The 25,296-nt window shown below is 62.5% G+C and carries 25 protein-coding genes; 16 read left to right on the forward strand and 9 right to left on the reverse strand.

Features of this window, described 5'->3' with window-relative positions:
* Position 1: 1 nt before the first annotated feature.
* Genes KU306_RS00860 through KU306_RS00870 form a run of 3 tightly spaced genes read right to left on the reverse strand, consistent with a single transcriptional unit; the run spans position 2 to position 3,716 of the window.
* A complete protein-coding gene (locus KU306_RS00860; protein WP_007542890.1) occupies positions 2-1,066 on the reverse strand; it encodes an ABC transporter permease in 1,065 nt (354 codons plus the stop codon).
* Positions 1,067-1,082: 16 nt separating this feature from the next.
* Entirely contained in the window at positions 1,083-2,081 is a 999-nt protein-coding gene (locus KU306_RS00865; RefSeq protein WP_007542888.1) for an ABC transporter permease, read from the reverse strand.
* Positions 2,082-2,084: 3 nt separating this feature from the next.
* Complete coding sequence (locus KU306_RS00870) at positions 2,085-3,716, reverse strand: ABC transporter substrate-binding protein (RefSeq protein ID WP_258302580.1); 1,632 nt, start codon at positions 3,714-3,716, stop codon at positions 2,085-2,087.
* Positions 3,717-3,867: 151 nt separating this feature from the next.
* Here KU306_RS00870 and KU306_RS00875 point away from each other — a divergent pair, with 151 nt between their 5' ends.
* A complete protein-coding gene (locus tag KU306_RS00875; protein WP_007542884.1) occupies positions 3,868-4,500 on the forward strand; it encodes a ribonuclease H family protein in 633 nt (210 codons plus the stop codon).
* A gap of 107 nt (positions 4,501-4,607) precedes the next feature.
* On the opposite strand, the gene KU306_RS00880 is transcribed toward KU306_RS00875, so the two are convergent.
* Complete coding sequence (locus KU306_RS00880; RefSeq protein ID WP_007542882.1) at positions 4,608-5,384, reverse strand: sulfite exporter TauE/SafE family protein; 777 nt, start codon at positions 5,382-5,384, stop codon at positions 4,608-4,610.
* Between the two features lie 155 nt (positions 5,385-5,539).
* Here KU306_RS00880 and KU306_RS00885 point away from each other — a divergent pair, with 155 nt between their 5' ends.
* A complete protein-coding gene (locus KU306_RS00885) occupies positions 5,540-6,226 on the forward strand; it encodes a twin-arginine translocase subunit TatC (RefSeq protein ID WP_258302581.1) in 687 nt (228 codons plus the stop codon).
* 142 nt (positions 6,227-6,368) lie between these two features.
* On the opposite strand, the gene KU306_RS00890 is transcribed toward KU306_RS00885, so the two are convergent.
* Positions 6,369-8,624 carry an NADP-dependent malic enzyme gene (locus tag KU306_RS00890; protein ID WP_258302582.1) on the reverse strand — a complete coding sequence of 752 codons (2,256 nt, stop codon included), beginning with the start codon at positions 8,622-8,624 and terminating at the stop codon, positions 6,369-6,371.
* A 131-nt stretch (positions 8,625-8,755) separates the two neighbouring features.
* Complete coding sequence (locus tag KU306_RS00895; protein WP_258302583.1) at positions 8,756-9,862, reverse strand: M24 family metallopeptidase; 1,107 nt, start codon at positions 9,860-9,862, stop codon at positions 8,756-8,758.
* Between the two features lie 177 nt (positions 9,863-10,039).
* Between KU306_RS00895 and KU306_RS00900 the strand changes: the two genes are divergently transcribed.
* The 7 genes from KU306_RS00900 to KU306_RS00930 all read left to right on the forward strand — a co-directional run bounded on the left by KU306_RS00900 (position 10,040) and on the right by KU306_RS00930 (position 16,683).
* Positions 10,040-10,831 carry a COX15/CtaA family protein gene (locus KU306_RS00900; RefSeq protein WP_193788122.1) on the forward strand — a complete coding sequence of 264 codons (792 nt, stop codon included), beginning with the start codon at positions 10,040-10,042 and terminating at the stop codon, positions 10,829-10,831.
* A gap of 223 nt (positions 10,832-11,054) precedes the next feature.
* Positions 11,055-11,858 (forward strand): basic amino acid ABC transporter substrate-binding protein, encoded by an 804-nt coding sequence (locus tag KU306_RS00905; RefSeq protein ID WP_258302584.1) that lies wholly within the window; start codon positions 11,055-11,057, stop codon positions 11,856-11,858.
* A 45-nt stretch (positions 11,859-11,903) separates the two neighbouring features.
* Positions 11,904-12,737 carry an amino acid ABC transporter permease gene (locus tag KU306_RS00910; RefSeq protein ID WP_258302585.1) on the forward strand — a complete coding sequence of 278 codons (834 nt, stop codon included), beginning with the start codon at positions 11,904-11,906 and terminating at the stop codon, positions 12,735-12,737.
* Positions 12,734-13,462 (forward strand): amino acid ABC transporter ATP-binding protein, encoded by a 729-nt coding sequence (locus tag KU306_RS00915; RefSeq protein ID WP_007542869.1) that lies wholly within the window; start codon positions 12,734-12,736, stop codon positions 13,460-13,462. The genes KU306_RS00910 and KU306_RS00915 overlap by 4 nt, the downstream gene beginning before the upstream one ends.
* Before the next feature lie 58 nt (positions 13,463-13,520).
* Positions 13,521-13,754 carry a DUF8106 domain-containing protein gene (locus tag KU306_RS00920; RefSeq protein WP_258302586.1) on the forward strand — a complete coding sequence of 78 codons (234 nt, stop codon included), beginning with the start codon at positions 13,521-13,523 and terminating at the stop codon, positions 13,752-13,754.
* 472 nt (positions 13,755-14,226) lie between these two features.
* On the forward strand, positions 14,227-15,816 hold the full coding sequence (locus tag KU306_RS00925; RefSeq protein ID WP_425499530.1) for a histidine kinase N-terminal 7TM domain-containing protein: 1,590 nt from the start codon (positions 14,227-14,229) through the stop codon (positions 15,814-15,816).
* A gap of 162 nt (positions 15,817-15,978) precedes the next feature.
* Positions 15,979-16,683, forward strand: coding sequence for a UbiA family prenyltransferase (locus KU306_RS00930; protein ID WP_007542863.1), 705 nt, complete (start codon positions 15,979-15,981; stop codon positions 16,681-16,683).
* Between the two features lie 30 nt (positions 16,684-16,713).
* Here KU306_RS00930 and KU306_RS00935 read toward each other — a convergent pair whose 3' ends face one another.
* On the reverse strand, positions 16,714-18,177 hold the full coding sequence (locus KU306_RS00935) for a replication factor C large subunit (RefSeq protein ID WP_258302588.1): 1,464 nt from the start codon (positions 18,175-18,177) through the stop codon (positions 16,714-16,716).
* A gap of 141 nt (positions 18,178-18,318) precedes the next feature.
* Between KU306_RS00935 and fabG the strand changes: the two genes are divergently transcribed.
* The 5 genes from fabG to KU306_RS00960 all read left to right on the forward strand — a co-directional run bounded on the left by fabG (position 18,319) and on the right by KU306_RS00960 (position 22,677).
* Positions 18,319-19,056: a 3-oxoacyl-[acyl-carrier-protein] reductase gene (gene fabG, locus KU306_RS00940; RefSeq protein ID WP_049918756.1), complete on the forward strand. Its 738-nt coding sequence runs from the start codon at positions 18,319-18,321 to the stop codon at positions 19,054-19,056.
* 172 nt (positions 19,057-19,228) lie between these two features.
* Complete coding sequence (locus KU306_RS00945; RefSeq protein ID WP_258302589.1) at positions 19,229-20,533, forward strand: MFS transporter; 1,305 nt, start codon at positions 19,229-19,231, stop codon at positions 20,531-20,533.
* 99 nt (positions 20,534-20,632) lie between these two features.
* On the forward strand, positions 20,633-21,271 hold the full coding sequence (locus KU306_RS00950; protein ID WP_258302590.1) for a GNAT family N-acetyltransferase: 639 nt from the start codon (positions 20,633-20,635) through the stop codon (positions 21,269-21,271).
* Entirely contained in the window at positions 21,268-21,993 is a 726-nt protein-coding gene (locus KU306_RS00955) for a GNAT family N-acetyltransferase (protein WP_258302591.1), read from the forward strand. Before KU306_RS00950 ends, KU306_RS00955 begins: the two co-directional genes overlap by 4 nt.
* Positions 21,994-22,095: 102 nt before the next feature.
* Complete coding sequence (locus tag KU306_RS00960) at positions 22,096-22,677, forward strand: DUF7978 family protein (protein ID WP_258302592.1); 582 nt, start codon at positions 22,096-22,098, stop codon at positions 22,675-22,677.
* A gap of 25 nt (positions 22,678-22,702) precedes the next feature.
* Here KU306_RS00960 and KU306_RS00965 read toward each other — a convergent pair whose 3' ends face one another.
* Together KU306_RS00965 and KU306_RS00970 are read right to left on the reverse strand one after the other, a co-directional pair.
* Complete coding sequence (locus KU306_RS00965) at positions 22,703-23,230, reverse strand: GNAT family N-acetyltransferase (RefSeq protein WP_258302593.1); 528 nt, start codon at positions 23,228-23,230, stop codon at positions 22,703-22,705.
* A 50-nt stretch (positions 23,231-23,280) separates the two neighbouring features.
* A complete protein-coding gene (locus KU306_RS00970) occupies positions 23,281-23,919 on the reverse strand; it encodes a metal-dependent hydrolase (protein ID WP_258302594.1) in 639 nt (212 codons plus the stop codon).
* Between the two features lie 141 nt (positions 23,920-24,060).
* Between KU306_RS00970 and KU306_RS00975 the strand changes: the two genes are divergently transcribed.
* Both KU306_RS00975 and KU306_RS00980 read left to right on the forward strand, forming a co-directional pair.
* Positions 24,061-24,768 carry a helix-turn-helix domain-containing protein gene (locus KU306_RS00975; RefSeq protein WP_007542851.1) on the forward strand — a complete coding sequence of 236 codons (708 nt, stop codon included), beginning with the start codon at positions 24,061-24,063 and terminating at the stop codon, positions 24,766-24,768.
* A gap of 138 nt (positions 24,769-24,906) precedes the next feature.
* The gene (locus KU306_RS00980) at positions 24,907-25,209 is read left to right on the forward strand and encodes a DUF5789 family protein (RefSeq protein ID WP_007542850.1); all 303 of its coding nucleotides are present in this window, start codon (positions 24,907-24,909) and stop codon (positions 25,207-25,209) included.
* Positions 25,210-25,296: the final 87 nt, after the last annotated feature.

Consider the following 25,296-nt stretch of genomic DNA (forward strand, 5'->3'; position numbering starts at 1 on the left):
CTCAGACACCCCCCTCACCTTCGATGCCGGGGTCGAGCGCGTCGCGGAGCCAGTCGCCGACGAGGTTGAGGCCGACGACGGTAATCACGATTGCAAGCCCCGGTATCGTCGAAATCCACCACGCAGTGGACTGGTACTGGCGACCGAGCGCGATGTCGAAGCCCCACGACACGTCGGCCCCGGAGAATCCGAGGAACGACAGTGCGGATTCGAGCAGGATGATAGCCGCCACCTGAATCGTCGCGAGGACGAGAATTGGCGTGATGGCGTTCGGGAGGACGTGCCGAAGCACGGTCCACCCGTCGCTCGCGCCGAGTGCGCGCGCGGCCTTCACGTACTCTTCTTCGCGTATCGAGAGCGCTTCGCCGCGCGCGACGCGGGCGAACCACACCCAGTTGACGAGCGCGACGACGACGATGACGGTCCCCGGTAAGACCACCGTGTCCGGCATCCCCGTCGTGAACCCGAGCGCCGACCGGAACGCGGGTGCGAGCCCGGTCACGACGAACGGGTCGGGGATGGGTGCTTGCGCTTGGCCCCAGACGCCCACGAGGGCGATAGCGAGGACGAGCGACGGGAACGCCAACATGATGTCGGCGCTCCGCATCAACACGTCGTCGACGCGGCCGCGGTAGTACCCCGCTGTCAGCCCGACGAGGACGCCGATGAGAGCGGCCAACGAGGTTCCGAAGATACCGACGAGAATGGACGTTCGCGCGCCGTAGATGACGCGTGAGAGGATGTCTCTCCCGTTCCCGTCGGTGCCGAGCGGATGGGCCGCGGTCGCGTTCGTGTAGACGGTTCGCTCTTCGGTGACGACCTCACCGCCTTCGATGACGACGCTCCCGTTTTCCATCTTTGTCACCTCCTTTGTCTCGGCAGTGCTGAAGCCGAGTGGGGGGAGACGCGCTTCGTCGAGGTTCTGTTTGCCCGGGCTATACGGCGAGATGAACGGCGCGAAGACTGCCATCAAGAGGATGAAGACGACGACGGCGATGCCAATCTTCGCGAGAAGGCTCCGCCTGAGTTCGCGGCGGAGATTCCTGAGTGTGCGTTCCGATATCATCGATAGACGACGTGGTTCAATCGTATGCCACCTGTGGGTTGACGTACGCGTAGAGCGCGTCAACGAGGATGTTCACGAGGACGAAGCCGACAGCCACGACGATGAGCGAGCCCTGAAGGACCGGCCAATCGCGCGCGTTGATGCTGTTGATAATCAACGTCCCCAATCCCGGCCACGCGAAGACGGCCTCCGTGATGACGGCCCCGCCGATGAGGGTGCCGAGTTGGAGGCCGATGACGGTGATGACCGGGATGAGTGTGTTCCGAAGTGCGTGTTTGTACCGCACGAGCGTCTCGGGAAGCCCCTTCGCGCGCGACGCCCGGACGTAGGTTTGCCCGAGTTGGTCGAGCATCCCACTGCGGGTGAGTCGCGTGATGAGCGCCGTGAAGTACGTCCCGAGCGTGATTGCGGGCAACGTGATGTGCCACAGCCACGTCGTCAGCCCATCGACGGCCTCGCCGAGACTCCCGCTCACGAAGAGCAGCACAATCCCGTCGACACCGATAGGTCGCTGACTCGTCGGGAACAGGTCGAACTGCACCGCGAGGACGATGATGAGCATCACACCCAGCCAGAAGTTCGGCGTGCTAATGCCGACAAGTGAGAACACCGTCGCCCCGTAATCGGCGGGCTGGTGTCGGCGCGTCGCCGAGATGACACCGAGCGGGATGGCGATGACGATTGCGACGATGGTCGCCGCGATGGCGAGTTCGAGCGTGGCCGGTAGCTTTGCCAGTACACGCGCTGCGACGGGGGTTCGCGTCACGAGCGAGAAGCCGAGGTCGCCGAGTGGGATGCCCGAGATGAAGTCCCAGTACTGGACGTAGAGGGGTTCGTTCAACCCGAGTTCGGCGATGACCTCCGCTCTGACCTCCGGGTCGACGTCCGGCGGTAACAGGACGTTCGCCGGGTCGCCGGGGGAGATAAACCGCAGTCCGAAGACCACGGTGATGACCCCCCAGATGACGAACAGCCCTTGCAGCGAGCGCTTGACGAGGAACCTCGACAGCGACATTGACTACTTCAGGCTCATCGCGTAGGCGTCGATGCGCTCGTCGGAGCGGGCTTCCCAGGCGATGGCGTCGTTGACGCCGTAGACGCTGAACTGCTGGTTCAGGAATATCCACGGGCACTGTTCGTGCGCCATCGCGTTGGCCTCCTGAAGCGTGGCGTCGCGGGCGTCTCCGGTCTGTGTCCCGGCTTCTTCGAGGAGTGCGTCGAACTCCTCGTTTTGCCACGTGGTGAGCGTCCCGTCCGAGGCGAGCAGCGCCTGCATGACGAGGCCACCGTCGAAGGTCGCTTCACCCCAACCGATGAGGAACCAGGGCGGTCGCGCCTCGATGGACCCGGCGAGGAGTTCGTCGACGAGCGACCCGAAGTCGCGCTGGCGAACCGTGGCTGTGACGTTCGGCAGTTCGTCGATGTAGCCCGCGACCGCCTGCGCGATTTCGAGGTCCTTCAGATACCGGCCGACCGGCGTGTGAAGCTCGATTTCGGCACCGGCGAACCCGGAGTCTTCGACCAGTTGTTCGGCTTGGTCGGGGTCGTAGGGGTACGGGTCGAGGTCGGCGTTGTGGCCGACGAACTCGGGGAGCGTCGGCTGACTCGTCTGCGCACCAAAGCCGCCGAGGACGTTCTGGACGATGCTTTCGAGGTCGATTGCGTAGTTCATCGCCTGCCGGAATTCGACCGACGTGAACGGTTCCACGTCGAAGCGCATCGCGTTGTAGATAATGCGTGTGGACGGTGCGGCGGCAACCCGAGCGTTCTCGGAGTTGTTGACACGCGAGACTTCCTGCGGCGGGACGTTGACGATAACGTCCGTCTCGCCCTGGAGAAGCTGATTGACGCGGGTACTCGCTTCCGAGGCGGCGCGGAAGGTGAGCGTGTCGACGGCAGCGGGGTCCTGCCAGTAGTCTTCGTACGCCGTGAGGACGACTTCCTCGTCTTCGGTGTACGAACTGAGTTGGAACGGTCCAGTCCCGTTCATCTGCTGGCCGACTTCGGCCTTGCTGCGCTCTTCGACCCACGACTGCTGCATCACGTCGAGGTAGGTCGCGAACTCGGAGAACACGATGGGGTTCAGCCCGTCGTTGTTCACCTTGACCGCCATCTCGCCTTCGATAGCCTCCGCGCCGGTGACGCCAGCAAGCTGGTCACTCTGCGGGCTCGCGAAGCCGACTTCCTCGTCGACGACGCGGTTGATACTGTACGCGACGTCCTCGGGCGTGAGTTCGTCGCCGTTGTGGAACGTGACACCCTCACGGAGGTCGAACCGGACCGCGTTCTCGCCATCGATGCGCTCGTAGTTCGTCGCGAGCGCTTCTTGCATCGCACCGGCCGCATCACGGGTGAGCACGCCCTCGTAGGCGTGGAGGACCACGATGTCGGTCGGCGTCTCACGGTGGTCGTGCGGGTCGAGACCCGACGGCATCTGTCCCTGCGTAATCGTCACATCGAACGACTCCTGCGGCGTGGCGGTCGTCTCGTCGCCGCCTTCCGTGGTTGTCATCTCCCCGTCGTCTTCCGTGGTGGTCGTCGTCTCCTCGCCGCCACCGCCGGCGCACCCAGCGATTGCGGCAGAAGCTGCCGCGCCACCAGCCAGTGTGAGGTATTTGCGTCTGCCAATGTGTGGGTTGTTATCAGTCATCGAAGGAAAAATGACGCCGTCGTTCTTATAACCATTGCCTGTTTTGGCCCCATCCAGTACAGCTGCTCTATATATTGCCACGTTATAACATAGAGTTAGACCGACACAAACCCGGGGTACGCTTATTATCCTCCATAGCAGAAGATTCGGTATGGCCGTGACCGGCCGTCCCACACTCAGGGACTTGTTCGACGAGTCGCCCACGCCTCACATCGCGCACCCGCCGTGGACGCATCGGCGTCACTTCTACGTCGCGACGGACGGGTCGTACCGCCCGAACTCCGGTGGACTCGGTGTGGTAATCGAAACCCGCGATGGCGAACGAGTGACCCGACTCTCGCTTCCCGACGTGGCTCCGGACAACAACGTCTCGGAGTATCGCGCACTTCACCTCGGACTCGACGTGCTCGCCCATAGAGCGCCGCCCGGGGCCCGCGTTGGCGTCCTCGTCGACCTCGACGACCTGGCTGCAAACGTGAACAACGCCGTACTCGCGTCGGACCACCCCGACTGGAAACCGCCGAAACCAATCAGCGTCCCCGCCGGAAGCGAATACCACTGGCGCGGGATTCGAGCCCGCATCGCGGGCTTCGAAGAGGTTCGCGCCGCAAGTATCGACGGGAGAGAGAACCCGGCCCATCCGTTGGCAAACTCACCGAACGAGTACAAACACGTCAACGAGCAACCGGACCGGTGTGTCCTCCCGGACCCCCTCGGCTTCGAATCGGAGCAGGATGCGAGCTATCTCCCTCCCTCTCGATTCGAAGGGCAGGCAGGCGACTAAGTCCCGAACGAACGCCCCTCGACTCCCGGTGCGGGTGACCCTCACCCGCACTCCCGCTATGGGTCAGTCTCGCGCTCGCGGGACGTACTGAGGGCCCACCCTCGCTCTCAGAGCCCAATCCCACGAGTCGTCAACCGGAGTCCGATGAGCGCGAGCAGGCCCATCGTCGCGGCCTGCTGGGACGACTGCGGAATCTTCGGTCGCACCCATTTTCCCGCCTCCACTCCGACCAATCCCGGCAGTGAAGCGACCGCAGACAGTGCCAACAGGTCGGTCCCGCCGAACAACCCGAGCCACGCCGCCAACGCCACGCGAACCGTCGAGATACCGAGGAATATCAGCGCGACGACGCCGACGAACGTCGAGCGGTCGAGTCGGAGGCTCTGAAGGTACGCGACGACCTGTACGCCCACGTTGCTCGCGCCGAAGACGACCCCCGAGACGAGACCGAGCGCCGCTTTCATGCCTGGCCCCTCAGTGAAGCAGACCGCTCGGAACCGGCCCTCACCCGGAATCGACATCCACGGTTGCGAGATAGCGACGTAGACGAGGACGAACACGCCGAGCGCGAGAGTCAGCGGTCCGGTCGGAATCGCCGACAGGAGCACCATCCCGACGACGGTTCCGACCGCCGCCGCAGCGACGTATGGCCAAAAGCGGCGCACACACGACCGCAGGCTCGACCGGTCGAGTTCGCGCACGAGCGAGACGTTACCGGCGAGTATCGGGAGAATCATCACGACGACCGCCAGTTGCGGGCCAATCGTCGCTGCGAGCAGTGCCGTGCCGACGACGGCGAATCCGAATCCGTTGACACCGGTGACGAAGCCACCGAACGCGACGATGCCGAAGACGAGCGCTGCGGTGGTCAGTGTGACCTCCATAGGACGACTCTCGGAAGAGACGGGTATGAATCTGCGTCCCGAGTGCGCCCGCTGTACAGGGGCGATACTCCCGCCGCGAACGGGAGGCCGCAGAGAAGCAACAGGCAGCAAGCCCTCGGCACAAAGTTGACAACGAAGTATGACGACGGGCGCTCATGGACGCGACGGAAACCGGTGAGTCGTTCGACCCGCGCGGCCGCGGGTTGTCCCCGCTTGCCGCGACGCTCAGATGTCGAGCACTGAACGTCGCCGTCAGTAGCCTCGTCGCATCGGCGGTCGTCTTCGCGCTCGTGTCCGACTCGGGACACCTCTCACCAACTGCGGAACTCGGACGCCAGGTACTGGGTACGTCTTCGGACCTCCTCGTTCGCGGAGAACTGGCCGCCCTCGTGGGCGTCTTCGCGGGCGGCACGCACCTCGTCTCGCTGACCGGCCGCGACTCCAGCGTCTCCCTTCGAACTGCTGTGCCCCATTTCGTCGCCGCCGCGGTCTTGTTCGTCGTCAGTACCGGACTCGCGTGGCTCACCACGCCGACGCTCCTCGATATCCTCGCCGGAGCGGACCGGCTCACGCTCTCGGCCCGACAAGCGGTGCTCGAACTCGAACTCTTCTTTCCCGTCGCTGTCGGAGTCGGTGCGGCCACTCCGCCGCTTTTGGTCGGGTTAGTCCGGGCGAATGCGCTCTGGTCTCGACTCGGTGGTCGACCCAGTGGCGTGGCGCTGCTTTTCATCGTCGCCTTCGCCGCGTTCTTCTCGCCGCCGGACCCGACGACGTTCGCGCTCTATGCGGCCCCGCCGCTCGCTGGCGTCGGCGTCGCTGTCGCGTGGGTCGATTTTCGATAGAAGTTAGAAAACGGGTACGCCGCTCGGGGGCGACTACTCGTTCTGTGCGTCGACAACCACCTTTTTCTGCGTCGGGTCGCCTCCGGCGACCACTCCTTGAAAAATCTGGACCAAAAATCCCCCTCGCTCCGCTCGGGGGCGACTACTCGTTCTGTGCGTCGACCACAGCGGTCGCAGCCAGATTGACGATGTCCTTCACTTCGTCGCCGCGCTGAAGGACGTGCACGGGCTTGCCCATACCGACGAGCATCGGGCCGATAGCCTCCGCGCCACCGAGGCGCTGGAGGAGTTTGTAGCCGATGTTCCCTGCTTCGAGGTTCGGGAAGATGAGCAGGTTCGCGGGTTCGTCGAGGTCTGCGAACTCGTAGGTGCCCGTGAGGATGTCCTCGACGAGCGCCGTGTCGGCCTGCATCTCACCGTCCACCGGGAAGTCCACGTCCGGGTCGTCCTGCAGCAACCGCGCGGCGTTCCGTGGCTTGGCCGTGCCTTCGTTGTCGACACTGCCGAAGTTCGAGTATGACAGCAGGGCTGCTCGGGGTTCGACGTTGAACCGCCGGGCGAGTTCCGCCGTGTGCTTCGTAATCTCCGCGAGAACTTCCTCGTCGGGGTCGAGGTTGACCGTCGCGTCGGCGCAGAAGACGACGCGGTTCTTGAACGTCATCATGTAGACACCGGCCGCGTAGTCGGCGTCTTCGGCCGTGCCGACAACCTGCAGCGGCGGGCGAAGGCCACCGGGGTAGTGGTGGGTGAGGCCCGTCAGCATCGCGTCGGCGTCGCCCGTCTCGACCATCACGCTGGCGAAGTAGTTGGAGTCGCGGCGGACGAGTTCGCTCGCCTCGGACTTCGTGAGTCCCTTGCGCTTGCGAAGTTCGTACAGACGGTCGGCGTAGTGGTCCCACTCGCCGTCACGTGGGTTAGCGATTGTGGGGTCGAAGTCGAGGCCGAGTTCCTCCGCCTTCCGCAGGATACGTTTGGTGTTGCCGATGAGGATGGGCTGTGCAATGCCTTCCTCCTGCATCTGGTAGGCTGCGCGGATGATTTTATCGTTGGTCCCCTCGGCGAGAGCGACGCGCTTGGGGTCGGACTTCGCCTTGTTGAGGACGACGCGCATCATCTCGCGGGACTTCCCGAGGCGGGCTTCGAGGCGCTCGCGGTACTCGTTGAGGTCCACGCGCTTGCGGGCCGCACCGGAGTTCACCGCCGCCTGTGCCACCGCGGGCGCGACTTCGAACAGGACGCGCGGGTCGAGTGGCTTCGGGATGAGGTAGTCGGGACCGAACTGAAGCGGGTGGTCGCCGTAGGCCTTAACGACCGCGTCGGGAACGTCCTGCCGAGCGAGTTCGGCGAGCGCTTCGGCGGCCGCGCGCTTCATCGACTCGTTGATTTCGGTGGCGCGCACGTCGAGCGCGCCGCGGAAGATGAAGGGGAATCCGAGGACGTTGTTCACCTGATTCGGATAGTCGGAGCGCCCCGTCGCCATGATGACCATGTCGTCGCGGGCGTTCTTGGCGTCCTCGTAGGTGATTTCTGGGTCCGGATTCGCCATCGCGAAGATGATGGGGTCGTTCGCCATCGACCGAACCATCTCCTGCGAGACGATGCCGCCGACCGAGAGACCGGCGAACACGTCTGCGCCCCGCATCGCGTCCGCGAGGTCGCCTTCTTCGACTGGCTGAGCGAACTCGGCTTTGTACTTGTTGACGTCGCCCGCCTCGACGCGCGCCTCCGTGATGATACCCGAGGAGTCGCACATCGTGATGTTCTCTTTCTTCGCGCCGAGAGAGACGTAGAACCGAGCAGTGGCGAGAGCCGACGCACCGGCACCGGAGAAGACGATATCGAGTTCGTCGAGTTCCTTGTCGACGACGTCCGCAGCGTTCAACAGCGCCGCACCGGAGATGATGGCCGTCCCGTGCTGGTCGTCGTGGAAGACCGGGATGTCCATCGACTCGCGGAGTTGTTGCTCGATTTCGAAGCACTCCGGCGCTTTGATGTCTTCGAGGTTGATGCCGCCGAACGTCGGTTCCATGGCCTTCGTCGCCGCGACGAAGTCGTCGACTTCGGTGATGTCGAGTTCGACGTCGAACACGTCGATGTCGGCGAAGCGTTTGAACAGGACGCCTTTGCCCTCCATGACGGGCTTGGACGCCGACGCGCCGATGTCACCGAGGCCGAGGACGGCCGTCCCGTTGGAGACGACGCCCACGAGGTTCCCCTTCGCGGTGTACTCGTATGCGGCGTCTTCGTCTTCGTCGATATCGCGACACGGTGCCGCGACACCCGGCGAGTACGCGAGCGAGAGGTCACGCTGCGTGTTCGTCGGTTTTGTCGTCGCAATCTCTATCTTTCCGGGCGGGTCCCGTCGGTGGTATTCCCGTGAGTCGTCGTCCAGTCCCATGACTCAGTGGTCCTCAGTCCGGAGGCAAAAAACTATCCAAGGGCGTCGAATATTGAGTTCGACGGCTGTCGAATCGTCGCCAGACGGAAGTTCGATGAACGCGACGCTTCGACGCCGGGCGCGAACAAAAATTACTCCAAATCGATGTGAAGAATTTCGTGGCGTTCGAGTTCGAAGGTGCCAGTCTCGTCGGTGACGGTTCGAGTCGGCCACGAACCGGTCGTCGTCAGCACTTCGGCGTCGTCCTCGGTGACGAGCACCGTGTCTTCGCTCTTTGCGCCCTCGATAGTCGGGTTGTACGCGTAGCCCATCGGGACGCGAACCTCGTCGTCGGCGTCGGGGCGCGCGAACCACTCACGTCCGGCGAACCCGGCAGCGCCGCCCTGATGGTGGTTCAGCCACTCGTCGGGCGCGCCGACCTCGTCGTAGGTGTCGCGGATGGTATCGAACACGTCGGCAGCGGTTCCTCCCTCGGCGGCGACGCGCTGTGTCGCCCCGAGCGCGTTCACTTCGACGCGCGTCGTCTTCTCGTGGCGTTCTTCGAGCCACTCGGGGGCGTCGAATGCGACAGTTCTCGTGCAACTCGCGTAAAGCCCGTCTCGCTGGGCCGTCACCGACACCAACGCGTAGTCGCCGAGTCGCTCTTTAGTCGGCGTGTAGTGCCGGTATTTCTGCGCCCGGCGCGCGCCACCCACGAGGGCCACTGGCGTCTCGATACCCATCGCGTGGAGCGTCACACGCAGGCCGGACGCGACTTCGTGTTCGGTGTCGTCGGGATGGAGTTCGCGACAGACGCGCTCGACGGCGTCGGCCACGTCGCGGCTGAGGGCGCGGTAGGACTCGATATCGTCTTCGCTGAGTGGCTGTCGAAGGGTTCCGGCATCGACCTCACTGAAGCCCGGGACGTCGAAGTCGGCGGCTGCGGGCGTCGGCGACACAGTCGCGACGGCGGACGCGAGAGAACCCTCGTACCATTGGTACTGATGGATTTGCACGTCTTCGTGGGGAACTTCTTCGTGGAGGAGTCGGGTCGCTTCGATGTTGTCGGTCACGACGTGGAACTCGTCGCCGTCGTATCCGGCGGCCGCGACCCCAATATCGGAGTCGCGGTCGACGACGTTGTCGCCACCGAGGAGCCACGCAAAGGAGTTCGGGCGGGCGAACCAGACCGCCTCGGCGTCCTGCTCGGCGAGGTACGCGTCGAGACGCTCGGCCCGTGATGCGAGTCGCTCGTTCATATCTCGGGCGTCCAACCGAATCGACTTGAATGGGACGGCTCGTGGTCGGTGTCGGACCGAGACGACTTACAGGAGACGCGGTCTTCGACGACCATACCTGCGAGATATAAGTTTACGCGGACCTGACCCCCGCGTATGACACCTCGGCTTCGTCGCCTCCTCGCCGGTGGTGCCGTGATGACCGGCGTTCTGATGGTCCTCGGCGTCTACACCGCCGCGTCGGGCGCTGGACTCACCTGTGCCGGCCGCTGGCCGTTCTGTGACGGCTTTCTCGGTCTCTTTCCGGCCAACTGGGGCAGTTTCATCGAGTGGTTCCACCGCCTCGTCGCGATGCTCACCGGCTTCGTCATCCTCGGCACGACGGTGAAAGCGTGGCGCGAGGGCGTCGCCGCCCGCGTTCGCTACGCGCTCGTCGTCGCGACGGTCATCCTCCCGTTCCAAATCGTCCTCGGCGCGCTCACCGTCACCGAGTACGAGTGGGTCATCCTGACCGCCCACTACGTCGTCGCGACGTCCATCTTCACTGCCGTCGTCGCCGCCGCTGCGTGGGGGCTCGCCGACCGCGGTATCGGACGCACCGCTGACGCAGTCCGACTGGCACTCCTCGGGATGCCGATCATGCTCGTCCTCACACCGCACAGCTTCGTCGCCTTCGGCCCGACGACGCAGGCAACCTACTACGTCGTCGGCCTCGCCACCTACGCCGCACTCATCTGTGCGACTCTCTGGGCCTCTGCAGCGCACGGCGCGCAGAAGGATGCATACGGCAAACTACGGCTACTTGTCGCGCCCGCGAGCGTGATTGTCGTCGCGCTCCTCATCGTCGGCCGGCAGGTGTATGGGCCGACGCTCCAACTCGCCCACCTTGGCGGCACTGTCGTCGCGCTCGTCCTCGTCGTAGCTGCGTTCTCCGTTGTCCGTGGTGGCCTCCCCGCACCTCGGGCCGCTGTCACCAACGACGCAGACTAGCTTCTCGCCCTGATTTTCACGACGAGCATAGTTTGGCGAATCGAAACATCCTTGCTATGTTGTATCATTGACCAACATTCTTAACTTAGATTGTTAGATTTCCTATGATATGCTGATTTCTTATTCATTCTACCGTTTTTCTGGCAAATTTCACCAAAACAAACGTGAATCGGGAGACGGACCGAAGAAGTGTTATAGGCGGATGTGCTACCTGTGCCTTGTTATGCAACGTCGTACCTATCTGAAGGGTGCCGCAGGGGCTGCAGCCACGTTCACGATGGCCGGCTGTCTCGGCGGCGGTGGCGGTGATACGATTACTATCGGGTCGGACATCCCGTACCGCCCGTTCGAATACGAGACGACCGAGGGCGAACTCGTCGGATTCGACGTTGACATCGCCGAGGCCGTCTTCGGCGAGCAACTCGGCTACGACTACGAGTTCCAGAAGACGAGCTTCGACGGCATCATCCCGGCGCTGAACAACGGTAACTTCCGCGTCATCATGTCCGCGATGACCATTACCGAAGACCGTGCCGAGAAGATTGACTTCTCCGACCCGTACTTCACGGCCTACCAGACGGTCGTCATCCTGAACGACAGCGACATCGCAGCGAAAGAAGACCTCAAGGGGACAACGATTGGTGTCCAGAAGGGGACGACCGGTGCATCAGCCGCCGACGGACTCAAAGAGGAGTTCGGCGGCGACCTGACCATCCAGCGCTACGACCAGATTACCGGTGCGTTCGACGCACTCAGAAACAACCAGGTCGACGCAGTCGTCAACGACAATACTGTCAACGCGGAGTTCGTCAACCAGAGTGACAACGTCAAATTCCTCGAAGGGTCTGGTGCTGCCGAAGAGCAGGGCAAAGAGGCACCGCCGTACCTGACGCTCACCGTCGAAGAGTACGGTATCGGATTCCGCAAGGACGACGATGACCTCCGTGAAGAAGTCAACGGGGCTATCGCGACCATCAAAGAAAACGGGACGTACGACGAGATTTACTCGGAGTACTTCTCGGGCTAACTCGCGCACCGCGTTTTTATACTAACTCTGTGAGAACCATTACCAATGGCAGAATCATACTCTGAGGGGCAGAGCACGGACGACGAGTTCCAAGAGCAGTTTCTGAACGACAAGACGCTGAAGTTCGCAGGTGCAGCCGTTGCGTCAGTGTTCACACTGGTGGTTGGGCTGTTCATCGGGTCGATTATCTTCACGCAGGTCGATTTCGACCTCTTCGTGGAGATAATCTACCCGCAGTTCGTCAACGCGTACCTGCTGGTGTTGGGCATCTTCCTCGCTGGGAGTGTCCTGTCTATTATCTCCGGCATCTTTGTGGGACTCGGCCGCGTCTCGAAGACTCGAATCACCAACACGGTTGCGACCGGCTACGTCGAGTTCTTCCGCGGAACGCCACTTCTGTTCCAGCTCATCGTCATTTTCTTCGGGATTCCGGCATTCTGGCCTCCGGGGCAGTTCCCCATCCGCAACTGGGCGATTCCGGCCGCCATCATCGGCCTGACGCTCAACCACGCTGCATACGTCGGTGAGGCAGTCCGCGGTGGTATCAGCGCCGTCCCCGAAGGACAGATGGAAGCGGCCCGTTCGCTCGGGATGTCCTACGTGCAGGCGATGCGCGAGGTTGTCCTCCCGCAGGCATGGCGCAATGCGCTTGCTGCAATCGGCAACGACCAAGTCATTCTGGTGAAAGACACCTCGCTCCTGACGGTCATCGCTGTCCCCGAACTCATCAGCGCGTTCCGGCAAGTCAACTCCACGACGTTCGACCCGTGGACGCCCATTCTCCTCGTGGCTATCGCGTACCTCGGTATCACGATGCCACTCGGAAAGGTGGTCAGATACCTCGAAAACCGCTCGGACTGGGGAGGTGACCGTCGATGAGTCTCCTCGAATTCGACAAGGTTGACAAATACTTCGGCGAGACGCACGTCCTCAAAGACGTCGACCTCGAAGTCGAAGAGGGCGAAGTGTGCGTCATCATCGGGCCATCTGGCTCGGGGAAGTCCACGCTCCTTCGCTGTGCGAACCGTCTCGAAGAGATTCAGGACGGAGAGATTCGACTCGACGGTACCTCGATATCCGACCCTGACGCGGACATCAACCACCTTCGGCAGCGCATCGGGATGGTGTTCCAGAGCTTCAATCTCTTCCCGCACAAGACGGCGCTGGAGAACGTGACGCTCGCCCCGAAGAAGGTAAAGGACCTCGACGAAGAGGTCGCCGTCCGGCGGGCAGAAGAGTTACTCGACCGGGTCGGTCTTGCCGACCAGGATAACTCCTACCCGAACCAACTCTCCGGCGGCCAGCAACAACGCGTCGCCATCGCCCGCGCACTCGCGATGGACCCACGTGTCATGCTCTTCGACGAGGTCACGAGCGCACTCGACCCCGAACTCGTCGGGGAAGTGCTCGACGTCATGCACGGCCTCGCCGACGAGGGCATGACGATGCTCGTCGTCACCCACGAGATGGGCTTCGCTCGGGAAGTCGGCGACCGTATCGTCCTCATGGCCGACGGTCGCGTCGTCGAGGACTCACCGCCGGAACAGTTCTTCGAGAACCCCAAGACCGACCGCGGGAAGCAGTTCCTCTCGAAGCTGTTCTGAGCTACTCGGGAACACACCTCCCAACAGTCTTATTGCCGGAAATCACGGTTGTGGCGGCATGAGCGACACACCCTGCGAATTCAGTACCGACCCCCCCGATTTCGACCGCCGCAAGGCGATACTGTTCTGTCAGACGTGCGGCCGCGCGGCGGCGCTCGGTGACTGGCCCACACACGAAGTAGACGGCCAACTCCAGCGTATCGACTGTCCAGACTGCGGAGCGACCGTGTGGCGTGGGTTTACCGCTGACGACGACAGGTCGGGCCGTACCGTGTCGGCACCGATTCCCTGAGCTCGAGACGCCACGCACCGGCACACCGTTTCGGAACCGAACTGACCGAGACTGTTTTTATCGAGACCGACAGCAGAGGGTGTCCAGCCTGTCGCGCTGGCAGTCCCAAAATAGTCGAATTTCAATCACAGCTGTGAACGTCGACTCGTCAGCAGATTTCGACGAACCCGATTAATACACCAATAATCAGACATACCGGTAGTATCTCGTATAGACATATACCGTCTCCTGTGTTCCCTTCTTTATATCTCATTTTTATCGGGTTTTTATATACCCCTCTCGTGTCTATTGTCAATAGATAGAATAATTGACCATCAGGTAGGCGAACAATTGAATAGTACCCTCCAGAATTGCACACGTGCGAATGGAAAGTTGGCTCACTCCCGAAATTGCTATCGCTTTAATGTATCTTGGAGTGATTCCATCGATAGCTAACAGTTACGTCCTCTGGGGAGACCGACGCAAGCCCGGTGTGATATGGTTCATCCTGTCGATGGCGACCGGTGGTGTGTGGGCATTCCTCTTTGCGACGTTTACACTCGTCTCCGACCCCGGTCTCACACTCGCCCTTGCAAACTTCTTCTGGGTGATGATACCGACCGCAGCGGTCACGATGTTCCTGCTCGCCTACGAATTCGTCTTCAAGCACAACGTTTCACGACGGGTCGCCGTCGCTTCGTTCCTCCCGATACTCGTGTTGTTCGTCTTGTCGTGGTTCAACCCCGACAACTTAGTGTACACACCCGAATACCACGTCGGACCAAACGGCTACTTGCATGCCCCTGATTTGGGCGGGCCGCTCAAAATCTTCGTCACGAAGATATACGGATACTTGCTGGTGTTCTTAGCCGCAGGGATGTTCGTCGGTGAGGCGCTCCGGACGAATGGCACCCATCGCCGGCAGACGCTCTATCTCTTGGTCATCTTCTCGATGCTCGTTCTCTCGACGGTGGTCAAGGTCGCGGAGTTGGTGCCGGTGTACTTCGACCTGACTTCCGTGGTCTACTCGTTTTCCGGCGTGTTTTTCGCATTCTCCATCAGCAAAAACGGATTCATGAAGTTCGTCCCCGTGGCCCGAGAACAGACGTTCCAGGAGGTCTCTGATGCGATATTTGTCATCAATCCCGAGGGGAATGTCGTCGACGTGAACGACGCGGCCGGACAGTTGTTCGGGGCCGGAATCATCGGACAACAAATCGACGTCGTCCTCTCTGAGCACGTGACCTCGACTGAAGGGGCGGCTGAGACCCTCGAATTCCGGCGTAACGACGAGACACGGTTCTTCTCGGTCCAGACCTCTACGATTGCGTACGGGAGGGGCCTCGAAGGTGAAATAATGGTATTGAGCGACATCACTGCGCTCAAGAAACGCGAAAACGAGTTGGACCTCCTCAAACAGATTCTCTCTCGCGTCTTCCGGCACAACATCCGCAACGACCTCAACGTCATCTCTGGGTACGCACAAATCATCGAAGACGCGTCCAGCGGAGACGTCGCCGAGTGGGCGGAGAGAATCAACGACCGGTCGACGAAAATCGTCAAGCAAGCCGAGAAGGCGGGGAAAATCGAGTCGGTGTTTTCGTACGACGAGACGGTCCAGCGGTCACTCAGAGAAGACATCGAGAAAGCCCGAGAAGAATATCAGGTCACACCCCCCGCAACCGTCTCGTTCGACATCGACGACGTGGAAGTCGAGGTCCACCCACGATTCGACCTCGCCGTATTGGAACTCATCGACAACGCCCTTACACACCACCACGGCTCAGAACCGGCTGACATCGTCGTCTCCACCGAGCTGACCGACACGAGTGTGACCCTCGTCGTCGAAGACAACGGCCCAGGACTCCCCTCGGTCGAAGTCAGCGTGCTGAAGGCGCAAGAAGAGACCGACCTGCAACACGGCTCCGGAATCGGCCTGTGGTTAGTCCACTGGATCGTCGCCCGGTCGAACGGAGAACTGACGACGGAAGTGACCGATTCGGGTACCAAAATCGAAATCACCCTTCCACGCCTGCCACAGAACCAAACGACGTCAGAGGCCGAAAGCGTCGCAGCCCAGTAACACCATCAGAATGACGACTGTAACCGAAGAACTGACCCGATTTGGCCGACAGCACTGGCAACAAGCGTAACAACCAACGACTGACTAATTCACATGTCCCTCCACGAAATACGGTTTCTGTTTTTAAAACTGAATATCTGGTTGTGTCTGGCGTCGTCGCTGATGGTCGCAATCTCTGCGACGGCACTCTCGATTCCGCTTTCGTCCGTCGGCGTCGGGTTGGTTCTTCCCCCGTTGTTGTTCTATTTCATCTACGTCGAAGACAGACGGCGAGTCGCTCCAGAAGACGAGGTGAACCAACCGTACCGAACCGAATTGGTGCGACGGCATCAGTTTGCCCTCCTCGTGACGGAACTGCTCGCTTTGCTCGGATACGTCGCCCTCTTGGTGATGCTCGTTCTCGAACGCCCGGACCTCGGCGTCGAGTACCTCGCTCTCGGGCACCTTCCGCTGCTCGTCTTGCTCGTCTACGGTCACCTCAAGCAACACCCGACGTTCGACTCGCTGGCTGTCGGGGCGACGTGGGCGTTCGTCGTCGTCTTCTCACTGCTGGTTTCGACGACCGTCACGATTGGATGGGAACTCGGCGGCGTCTTCGTCGGCTGGTTTTTGATTGCGTTCGCCGGCGTCGAATCGCGGAACATCCAAGATATCGACGGTGATTCGAAGTCGAACAAGACCACGCTAGCAGGCTATCTCGGTCGTAAGCCAACCATCGCGCTGGTCGGAGTCGTGAAATCGCTCGGTGTGATTACCTTCTGGGTCGTTTCGGGCCGCGTCGTCGCCGGGTTGGCACTCTGTTATCTCGTCGTCCTCCGGCTCTTTCGGGCGTTGACTCGGTGGGAGACGCCCCACGTCGGAGAGTGACCAGCTATCGATAGCTGACGCCGCTCGAACTCAGAAGAAGTCGGACAGCCCGGCCTGTCCGTCGTCCGTCGCAGACGCGTCGTCCGTCTCGGCAGTCTCGTCGGCGTCCCTATCGAGGACGTCGTCGGAGCCGGTGTCGGTGTCGCCATCGACTCGTTCGCCGTCACCCGGACCGCCGGTTTCGAGGTCGTCCATCCCGGCGAAGGCACCGCCGGCGTGTTCTTCGACTAATTCCTCGCGCAGTTCCTCGGCGTCTTCGACGATGGACTGGACCTTGTTCGTCGTCTCGCCGCTTCCGGTGACGAACGAGACGTGCGAGGTGTCGAAGTCGTAGTACGCCGTCATCGCCACGGTCAACTCACGCGGTTTGCAGTGGTGCGTGATAGCCGAGAGGAACGGCAGCACTTCACGCCGTGCGGTGGCCATGCTGAACCCCCCGTGTTCGGCAATCTTCCGCACGACGGTGTCGCGCGTCTTGTCTCGCGTCGAGCGATACGGTGCGCCACCGTATCGGGTCCATCCACCGCGGGTGCGGTCTCGCGATGCGGCGACGCCAGCGGCGAGGTTGTCTGTCGCATAGCGCCAATAGGAGTAGTTCTGCGTGGCGCGGACGCGACCCAGCCAGCGGTCCGCGTTGGCGAGGAACTCGTACGCCCGCGCGAGTTCGTCCGGTTCGTAGACGAGAGACACCTTGTCCTCTATCCACTTCGTGAGGTCGTCCGGCGTCTCGTCCACGTCGTAGGCGGTGTACAGCGCCTCCTGTGCGGGCTTTTCTTTGAGGACGGCGTCGAGGAATTCGAAGAGCCCCACCGAGCGGTCCCGGTCGCCCATCACGACGTTCTCTTCGGTGATTTGGTCGCGGCCTTCGGCGATTGCCTGGAGGTCGTTGACCGCCGAGCGGAGGTCGCCGCTGTTCATGTCCGCGATGCGTTCGAGGGCCGCCGACTCGAACTCGACGCCCTCTTTTCGACAGATGTCGCGGAGGACGGGGACGATAGAGCGCGCCGACACGTCTCGGAACTCGATTTCGCGGCAGGCGTTCCGCAGGCCGCGGCTCATGTCGTAGAACTCGTTGGCGATGAGAACGATAGGCTGGCTCGACGACTTGACGAGTTTCGTGATGGCGCTGGCACCGCCGCGGTCGTAGTTGCCGTGGATGTTGTCCGCCTCGTCGAGGATGACTAACTGCCGAGTGGACGTGCCCGACGACGACCCGGCGAGCGTGGCGTTCTTCGCGGCGCGACCGGCGAAGCGCTCGATGACGTCGGCGGTCCGCTGGTCCGAGGCGTTCAACTCGACTGTCTCCCACCCCATATCGGCCGCGAGCGCGTGGGCGGCGGAGGTCTTCCCGATACCCGGACTGCCGTGGACGATGGCCGCCTCTCGGTGGTCATCCCACGATTTGCCCCACTCGGCGAGTGCGTCCCGGGCCTTGTTGTTCCCGCGCACCTCCGAGAGCGTCGATGGGCGGTACTTCTCCGTCCAATCTACCATTACCGGAGGAAGGACCGAGGCGCGTTTAGTGGTTGCGGAGCGCTGTTCGACGGCCACCGACGTCGGAGTAAACGGCCGAGAACGGTCGCCGATAGTGTCACCGCTAGATTACTTTATGACTCGGACTGTATGTACGGTACTATGCGGAAGAAAACGTGCGTGGTCACGGGGTCGTCGCGTGGAATCGGTCGCGGAATCGCAGAGCGGTTCGGGAACGAAGGCTGTGAGGTCGTAGTCAACTACCGGTCCTCTCCGGAAGAGGCCGAGGCGGTCGTCGACGCAATCGAGTCGTCAGGTGGGTCGGCTATCGCGGTGCAGGCTGACGTGACCGACGTCGACCAAGTCGAGCAGATGCGCGCAGAGGTCCACGAGACCTTTGGACCGGTCGACGTGCTGGTGAACAATGCGGGTATCAATCAGGACATCCTGTTCAAGGAGATGTCCCACGAAGACTGGGACGTCGTTCTCGACGTGCACCTCGACGGGACGTTCCACTGCACGCAGACGTTCTACGACGATTTGGTCGCCGCCGAAGAGGGCCGCCTCATCAACATCTCCAGTATCGTGGGCAAGGGAGGCAACTTCGGGCAGGCGAACTACGCGACTGCGAAGGCCGGAATCTTCGGCTTCACCCGGACGCTCGCGCTCGAACTCGCTCGTGAAGGTACGACTGCCAACTGCGTCGCACCGGGGTTCATCTCGACACAGATGGTCGAGGAACTTCCCGAGAAAATAAAAGACCGTATCCGGGAGGACACGCCACTCGGCCGACTTGGCACCGTCGAAGAAGTCGCCGAGGTCGTCGCGTTCCTCGCGAGCGACCGCTCGTCGTTCATCACGGGCGAAGTCATCGACGTCAACGGTGGGAAAGACCTCTGATAACTCCGCCCTTCGAGACAGTTCTCGATAGCCGTTCGAAGAACACACAGAGACCGAGAGTCCAGTCGACGCGACGACACAGCCAACCAACTTTTCTCTCGTACTCTCCAATACACAATATAGTGGAAAACACACACTATTAATGGGGCCATCCCCGACGACGTACACGGAGATGACAGGGTACACGCAGGGGATTCGCCAGAACTGGCGGCAGTTCGTCCTCCAACTACTGACGGTGTTCGCGGTGGGGTTGACAATCGGGTCGGAGCGGAACGTCGTCCCCATTCTCGGAAGAGACGTGCTGGGCGTCGAATCGGTCCTCGTCATCGGGTCGTTCGTCGTCAGCTTCGGGTTCGTCAAGGCGCTTCTCAACCTCTACGGCGGGAAGTGGGCCGAAACGTACGGTCGAAAACCGATTCTCGTCGCGGGGTGGGTCGTCGCCCTGCCGATTCCCGCCATCCTCATCTTCGCACCGAGTTGGTGGTGGGTCACGGTCGGAAACGTCCTCCTCGGCGTCAATCAGGGGCTTGCGTGGAGTATGAGCGTCAACGCGAAAATCGACCTCGCCGGGAGCGAACGCCGCGGGTTCGCGGTCGGCTTGGACGAAGCGTTCGGCTACGGTGGCGTCGCCGTCGGCTCGTGGGTGACGGGCGTCCTCGCCGGACAGTATGGACTCCGGCCCGCCCCGTTCGTCTTCCTCGCCGGCGTCGTCGTCCTCGGTCTTCTCGTTGCGGTGTTCTTCGTCGAGGAGACACTTCCGTACGCGAAGGCCGAAGCCGAGGCCGAGGCAGAAGCAGAGACACCAGGCGAAGGTACCGACTCGGGTGCAAACCTCCCCTTTTCGACGATTCTCAAGCGGGCGACGTGGGGTGACAAGACGCTGTTCGCCGCCGCACAGGCTGGGAGCGTCGAGAAATTCGTCGACGCGCTGGTGTGGATTGCGTACCCGCTGTATCTCACCTCGGCAGGGCAGTCCGTCGTCGATGTCGGCGTCGTGGTCGGCGTCTACGGTGGCGTGTGGGGTCTCCTCCAGTTGTACACCGGGAAACTCGCCGACGACATCGGGCGTCGGCCCCCTGTCGTCGCGGGGATGTTCGTCGCTGGCGGCGGCGTTCTGGCGACGACGTTCGTCTCGGGACTCGTCCCGTGGACGATTACCGCCGGCATCACCGGTTTCGGGATGGCACTCTTGTATCCAAATCTCATTACTGTCGTCGGCGACGCGGCCCATCCGACGTGGCGCGCGACCGGCCTCGGCGTGTATCGAATGTGGCGCGACGCCGGCTATGGCTTCGGTGCAATACTCATCGGCCTCGCGGCCGATCTCGTCTCGGTCCAGATGGCGTTCTACGCGACCGCCGCTGCGATGTTTCTCTCCGGTAGCATCGCCTTCGTGTGGATGCGCGAGACACACCCCGAATTTGGCGATTATCACACGTCGGCAGGGGTGGCCACCGAGGGTGTTGGAGACGACTAACCGACCGACGGCCCAAGGTAGATACCTGTACACTGTCCAATGTTCTCGGGTGTCAATACACGGAAAATTTATTACTCCCCTCCGAGTGCGCTCTGGTCCATGTTTCCCGACGAAATTGTCACCCCGCGACTCAGGCTTCGCGCCTTGTCGCGGGAGGTTGTCGACCCTGTAGACGTATACGACTACTTCGCGGCGTCGCGGTCGGACACCATCGAAGAAGAGACCGAGTACGTCACGTGGAACCCCTACCAGACTCCCAAAGAGGGATTCGACTTCCTGAAACAGGCCGAGAAGGGCCACCGCGAGGCCGAAAACGCCATCTACGGCATCTTCCCCCGCGGGGGCGAAGACGGCGCTGGCGAATTTGCTGGCACGACTGGCTTCAACCCCGAGTGGGACACGCAGCGCGCCGTCTTCGGCATGTGGCTTCGAAAGAAGTTCTGGGGCCGGGGCTACTCGGGCGAGCGCGCCGCCGCGCTCTTCGCCACCGTCTTCGACGTGCTCGACCTCGACCTCGCCTACGTGCAGGTCGTCCCGGAAAACGAGCAGTCGATTCGGGCCGTCGAGAAGTACATCGACCGCTTCGGCGGGCAGCACGACGGTCTGTTCCGCAACGTGTCGGTCGATATGGACGGGACTCCCCACGACGTTCACACCTACTCGGTGACGCGCGAGCAGTGGAAAGACACGACAGGCGGCGACTACGACGCCGAGTTCCACTGGGAGGACCGCCAATGAGTCACCTCTATCCCGATGTCGTCGAGACCGAGCGTCTGCGACTCGTGGCCGCCCGCCCCGAGAACGTCCACCCGCTCGACGTGTACGAGGCTTGTTCGCAACCGGAGATGGACGAGGTGACGACGTACATGCCGTGGTCGCGCCACGAGACACCGAAGGTCTCGAAAGACTTCCTCGACGACTGCGCGTCGAAGTGGGACGACGCCGAGAGCGCCCAGTACGCGGTCTACCCGCGGGACGGAGAGGATGGGGCAGGCGAACTCGCTGGGTTCGGTGGTATCCACACCGAGTGGCCCCGTCGGGTTGGCACGCTCGGCTTCTGGCTCCGCCCGCAATTCTGGGGCCGGGGCTACTCGGGCGAGCGCGCCGACGCCCTCACCGCACTGGCGTTCGACGTACTCGACCTCGAAGTCGTCGAGGTCAAACACGCCGTCGAGAACGAAAAGTCCCAACGCGCCATCGAGAAGTACATGGGCTCACTCGGCGGTGGCCGCGACGGACGGGACCGAAACAGTCTGCCGGTCGAAGACGGCGTCGCCGACCAGTTCGTCTACAGCGTCTCACAGGACGAGTGGCTGGATGCGACCGGCGGCGACTACGACGCCGAGTTCGCTTGGGATGGCGCTGCCGACGCCAGCGTCGCAATCGGCACCGCTGCAGACGACGATGCCGCCGCAGACGACGACGCCACCGCCAACGCTGACACCAACACCGACAACTGAACCGTCTCGCTGCGGCGTGATTCGGTGTCGCACGCTTCACGAACACGCCTCACACGACGGCCACGAGACATATACCGGAGACGCACAATCGCATCCGACACAATGTCAGTGACAACCGGGTCAGCCAGCGATTCGGCGCAATCGACGGCGAAAACGGTCGGTATCGGTGCGGTGGCCGGGCTGGGTGCGGCCCTCCTCGGGTACCTCGCCACCTACGTCGCAACCTCGTCGACCATCGAGAATTCGACCGCGAGCCAAGTACTCGAAGCACTCGGGTCGGACATCTCCACGTGGAAGGTCGTGGGGTGGGTGTTCATGAACGCCCACGGTGTGACGACGAATTTCCCCGGCCTGTTCGGAACGACATCGTCAACAAACCTCATCGAGGGCGTCGAAGCGTTCTCGGCCGTGCTGTACGCCGTCCCCGCGGTGGCACTCCTCGCGGCAGGCGTCGTCTCGGCCGTCGCCTGCGGCGCATCGTCGGCGAAGTCGGGTGCGATGGCTGGTGGCTCGACCGTGCTGGGCTATCTCCCTGTCGCGCTCGCCGGACTCGCGCTGTTCGCTATCACCATCGGCGACGCTGTCGCCCGACCCGACCCGGTGACGTCGGTGCTCCTCGCCGGTATCGTCTATCCCGCCGTCCTCGGCATCGTGGGCGGTGTGGCAGCCTCCGCGATTCGGTAATTCTCCCTGCTGTTTGCAGACCGCCTCAGAGGTCGCGTGCCACGAGTTCGCCCCAGTGGTCGAACCCGTAGCGGTCGTAGAAGGCCCGCGCCCGGTCGTTCGCCTCGTCGACGTCGAGGACCATCCGGTCTAACGGGAGGTCCTGCGAGCGCGCGTGGTCGAGGACGGCCTGCATGAGCGCGTCGGCGACACCCGTCCCGCGGAACTCGGGCGCGACGAATATCTCGTTGAGCACCGCCGCGTCCCAGATGAACGTCATCTCCTCGGGGAGTGCGAAGGCGTAGCCAGCGAGAGACGGCTCCGTGTCGTCTTCACCCTTCTCTGCCTCGGCGACGACGACACATCCAGGGTCGTCGGTCGTACAGCGCGCCACCCACGAGAGGTATCGCTCGCGGTAGTCGTCGGTGAGTTTCGCCTCGTACGTGTCGAGTTTGTCGTCGCCGCCGGTCCCCTCGCCGATTCCGAGTTCGAACCCGCGTTTGAGTTCCCAGAATGCGTCGGCGTCGGTCGGTTCGTACGGGCGTACCGCGACACCCTCGGGTAGGTCGCTCATAGAAAGCGGTGGGTCGGCATCCGTTATGAACTCTCGGAGACCGGCCGCGCTTACTCCGCCGACCGCCGCCATCGCTCCGAGAGAAGTCGTCCCCCGACGACACCGCCCCCGAGTAAAACCAGCATGAGTTCGAGCCCCGAGGAGGCAAGTGGGGCGATTCGCTCGACGTTCTCGGGGTCGGCTCCCGGCGTCGGGTCGACAGCGGTGCTGTAGTGGAAGTTCTCCGTCGTCGGCGGAGCCGAGTCGGTCTGGAGTTCGAAGAACGTCTGGACGAATCCCCGCGTACTCGACAACTCGGCTTTCCCAGTCACCGAGTAAAACGCGTCGTGGACGGGGTAAAAGGCGTTGACGCCGTTGGTAAACAGGTCGGGGAAGATGCCGCCACCGAGGAGTGCGGCGATGGCGACCCACGCGACGACGACGCCGCGGAATCCCCACCGACCTCGAATCTGTGACTTCTCGCGTATTCTGGTGTCGTACAGCACGACCGCGCCGAGTACGAGCGGGAGCAACAGTGTGTGCAGGAGGGCTCGATGACTGCCGGGGAGGAGGGTACTGGTAAACGAGTCGAGGTCCGGAACCGCAGCTGCGACCAAGACGACGGCGATGCTCCGCGAGTCGAACCAGCGACCGAGCAGCGCCGCCCCGACGAGTCCGCCCACCGCGACGTGGACGAGTGTCGATGGCATACCCTCTCGTGGGACGCGATAGACTTGAAGCGTTCCCCGAGAGATTCGTCAGGCGACGATGTCCCCTTTCGACACGCTTTTGCGGGACACTCTCGCACTGTCTCGCATGTCCGACCTCCCCGTCGTACGGAGGTGCGCCCGGTGACCGCAGCACCTCGCGACGACCTCGCCCGCCGAATCGCGGGCGAGATTACGCTCTCTAACGACCCCGGCGCGACCCTCCGCAAGTGGCGCACGGACTTCGACATCTCACAGACTGCCCTCGCCGAGCAACTCGACGTCTCCTCGTCGGTCGTCTCGGACTACGAAAGCGGCCGCCGCGAAAGCCCCGGAATCGGCGTCATTCGCCGGATGGTCGAAGCGCTCCTCGACATCGACGAAGCCCGCGGCGGCAGTCGCATCCGACAGTACGCGCGCGTCCTCTCGGCCGGCTTCGAAAGCGACATCGTCCAAGACCTGCGGGAGTATCCGACGTCGATTCCGCTGGACAGCTTCTACGACGCCATCGGTGCGACCGAAATCGTCAGCGGCGACGAAGACCGAATCAGTGGCCACACCGTCATCAACAGCATCCAGGCGATTACGCGCCTCTCCTCCGAGGAGTTCTACCGCCTCTACGGCCAATCGACGAGTCGCTCGCTCGTCTTCACCGACGTCACCCGCGGTGAGTCGCCGCTCGTCGCCATGCGAGTCGTCACCCCCACGCCGAACGCGGTCGTCCTCCACGGACTCACCGAAGACGACCTCTGGGAACACGCACCGTCGCTCGCGACCATCGACGGCTTCGGTCTCGCCGTGACGAACCGCGACCTCGACGAGATGCTCGAAGCGCTGCGGAAACTCCCGTAACGGCTCGAATTGCGCGTTCTTCGGTCGTTCGACCGACCTCTCCCCGTCGCGTTAGGATAGTCCAACTCTCTCTGTCTTTCCTGACTGTCACCGCGAAGGCAAAAAACACCGAAACGTCGCGACCGACAACGGTTGTTCATGAATCTTCACGAACTCGCTTCGTTCGTCGAACGGGAGTTCACGTACCCAGTCACCACCGACCACGTCGTCGAGCAGGCGGGCCACGTCGCCGTCGACGCGCCGGACCACGAAGACTCCGAGACAATCGAGTCGATTCTGGCTCGACTGGGCTCGGAGACCTACGTCTCGGGCGACGAACTGTTCACGACGATTATCGGAAGCGTGACCGACGACTACATCGGTCGCAAGTTCTACGACGACCGCGGCGGTGACCCGGCGGAGTCGTGGGGTGTCGTAAGCGAGAAAAACAGGTCGTTCTGACGGCCCCCGCTACTCGACGTATTCGTACTTCCGAAGCGCCAGTGGGCGCTTCGTCTCCGCACTCACTTCGTTCGTGCGGACGGTCCC

The sequence above is a fragment of the Haloferax larsenii genome, from assembly GCF_024730625.1.
Lineage (GTDB): Archaea > Halobacteriota > Halobacteria > Halobacteriales > Haloferacaceae > Haloferax > Haloferax larsenii.

Excerpts from the sequence above, each read along its gene's own strand:
- KU306_RS00860 (WP_007542890.1), bottom strand. The coding sequence starts at position 1,066 with ATGATATCGGAACGCACACTCAGGAATCTCCGCCGCGAACTCAGGCGG.
- KU306_RS00865 (WP_007542888.1), bottom strand. The coding sequence starts at position 2,081 with ATGTCGCTGTCGAGGTTCCTCGTCAAGCGCTCGCTGCAAGGGCTGTTC.
- KU306_RS00870 (WP_258302580.1), bottom strand. The coding sequence starts at position 3,716 with ATGACTGATAACAACCCACACATTGGCAGACGCAAATACCTCACACTG.
- KU306_RS00875 (WP_007542884.1), top strand. The coding sequence starts at position 3,868 with ATGGCCGTGACCGGCCGTCCCACACTCAGGGACTTGTTCGACGAGTCG.
- KU306_RS00880 (WP_007542882.1), bottom strand. The coding sequence starts at position 5,384 with ATGGAGGTCACACTGACCACCGCAGCGCTCGTCTTCGGCATCGTCGCG.
- KU306_RS00885 (WP_258302581.1), top strand. The coding sequence starts at position 5,540 with ATGGACGCGACGGAAACCGGTGAGTCGTTCGACCCGCGCGGCCGCGGG.
- KU306_RS00890 (WP_258302582.1), bottom strand. The coding sequence starts at position 8,624 with ATGGGACTGGACGACGACTCACGGGAATACCACCGACGGGACCCGCCC.
- KU306_RS00895 (WP_258302583.1), bottom strand. The coding sequence starts at position 9,862 with ATGAACGAGCGACTCGCATCACGGGCCGAGCGTCTCGACGCGTACCTC.
- KU306_RS00900 (WP_193788122.1), top strand. The coding sequence starts at position 10,040 with ATGACCGGCGTTCTGATGGTCCTCGGCGTCTACACCGCCGCGTCGGGC.
- KU306_RS00905 (WP_258302584.1), top strand. The coding sequence starts at position 11,055 with ATGCAACGTCGTACCTATCTGAAGGGTGCCGCAGGGGCTGCAGCCACG.
- KU306_RS00910 (WP_258302585.1), top strand. The coding sequence starts at position 11,904 with ATGGCAGAATCATACTCTGAGGGGCAGAGCACGGACGACGAGTTCCAA.
- KU306_RS00915 (WP_007542869.1), top strand. The coding sequence starts at position 12,734 with ATGAGTCTCCTCGAATTCGACAAGGTTGACAAATACTTCGGCGAGACG.
- KU306_RS00920 (WP_258302586.1), top strand. The coding sequence starts at position 13,521 with ATGAGCGACACACCCTGCGAATTCAGTACCGACCCCCCCGATTTCGAC.
- KU306_RS00930 (WP_007542863.1), top strand. The coding sequence starts at position 15,979 with ATGGTCGCAATCTCTGCGACGGCACTCTCGATTCCGCTTTCGTCCGTC.
- KU306_RS00935 (WP_258302588.1), bottom strand. The coding sequence starts at position 18,177 with ATGGTAGATTGGACGGAGAAGTACCGCCCATCGACGCTCTCGGAGGTG.
- fabG (WP_049918756.1), top strand. The coding sequence starts at position 18,319 with ATGCGGAAGAAAACGTGCGTGGTCACGGGGTCGTCGCGTGGAATCGGT.
- KU306_RS00945 (WP_258302589.1), top strand. The coding sequence starts at position 19,229 with ATGACAGGGTACACGCAGGGGATTCGCCAGAACTGGCGGCAGTTCGTC.
- KU306_RS00950 (WP_258302590.1), top strand. The coding sequence starts at position 20,633 with ATGTTTCCCGACGAAATTGTCACCCCGCGACTCAGGCTTCGCGCCTTG.
- KU306_RS00955 (WP_258302591.1), top strand. The coding sequence starts at position 21,268 with ATGAGTCACCTCTATCCCGATGTCGTCGAGACCGAGCGTCTGCGACTC.
- KU306_RS00960 (WP_258302592.1), top strand. The coding sequence starts at position 22,096 with ATGTCAGTGACAACCGGGTCAGCCAGCGATTCGGCGCAATCGACGGCG.
- KU306_RS00965 (WP_258302593.1), bottom strand. The coding sequence starts at position 23,230 with ATGAGCGACCTACCCGAGGGTGTCGCGGTACGCCCGTACGAACCGACC.
- KU306_RS00970 (WP_258302594.1), bottom strand. The coding sequence starts at position 23,919 with ATGCCATCGACACTCGTCCACGTCGCGGTGGGCGGACTCGTCGGGGCG.
- KU306_RS00980 (WP_007542850.1), top strand. The coding sequence starts at position 24,907 with ATGAATCTTCACGAACTCGCTTCGTTCGTCGAACGGGAGTTCACGTAC.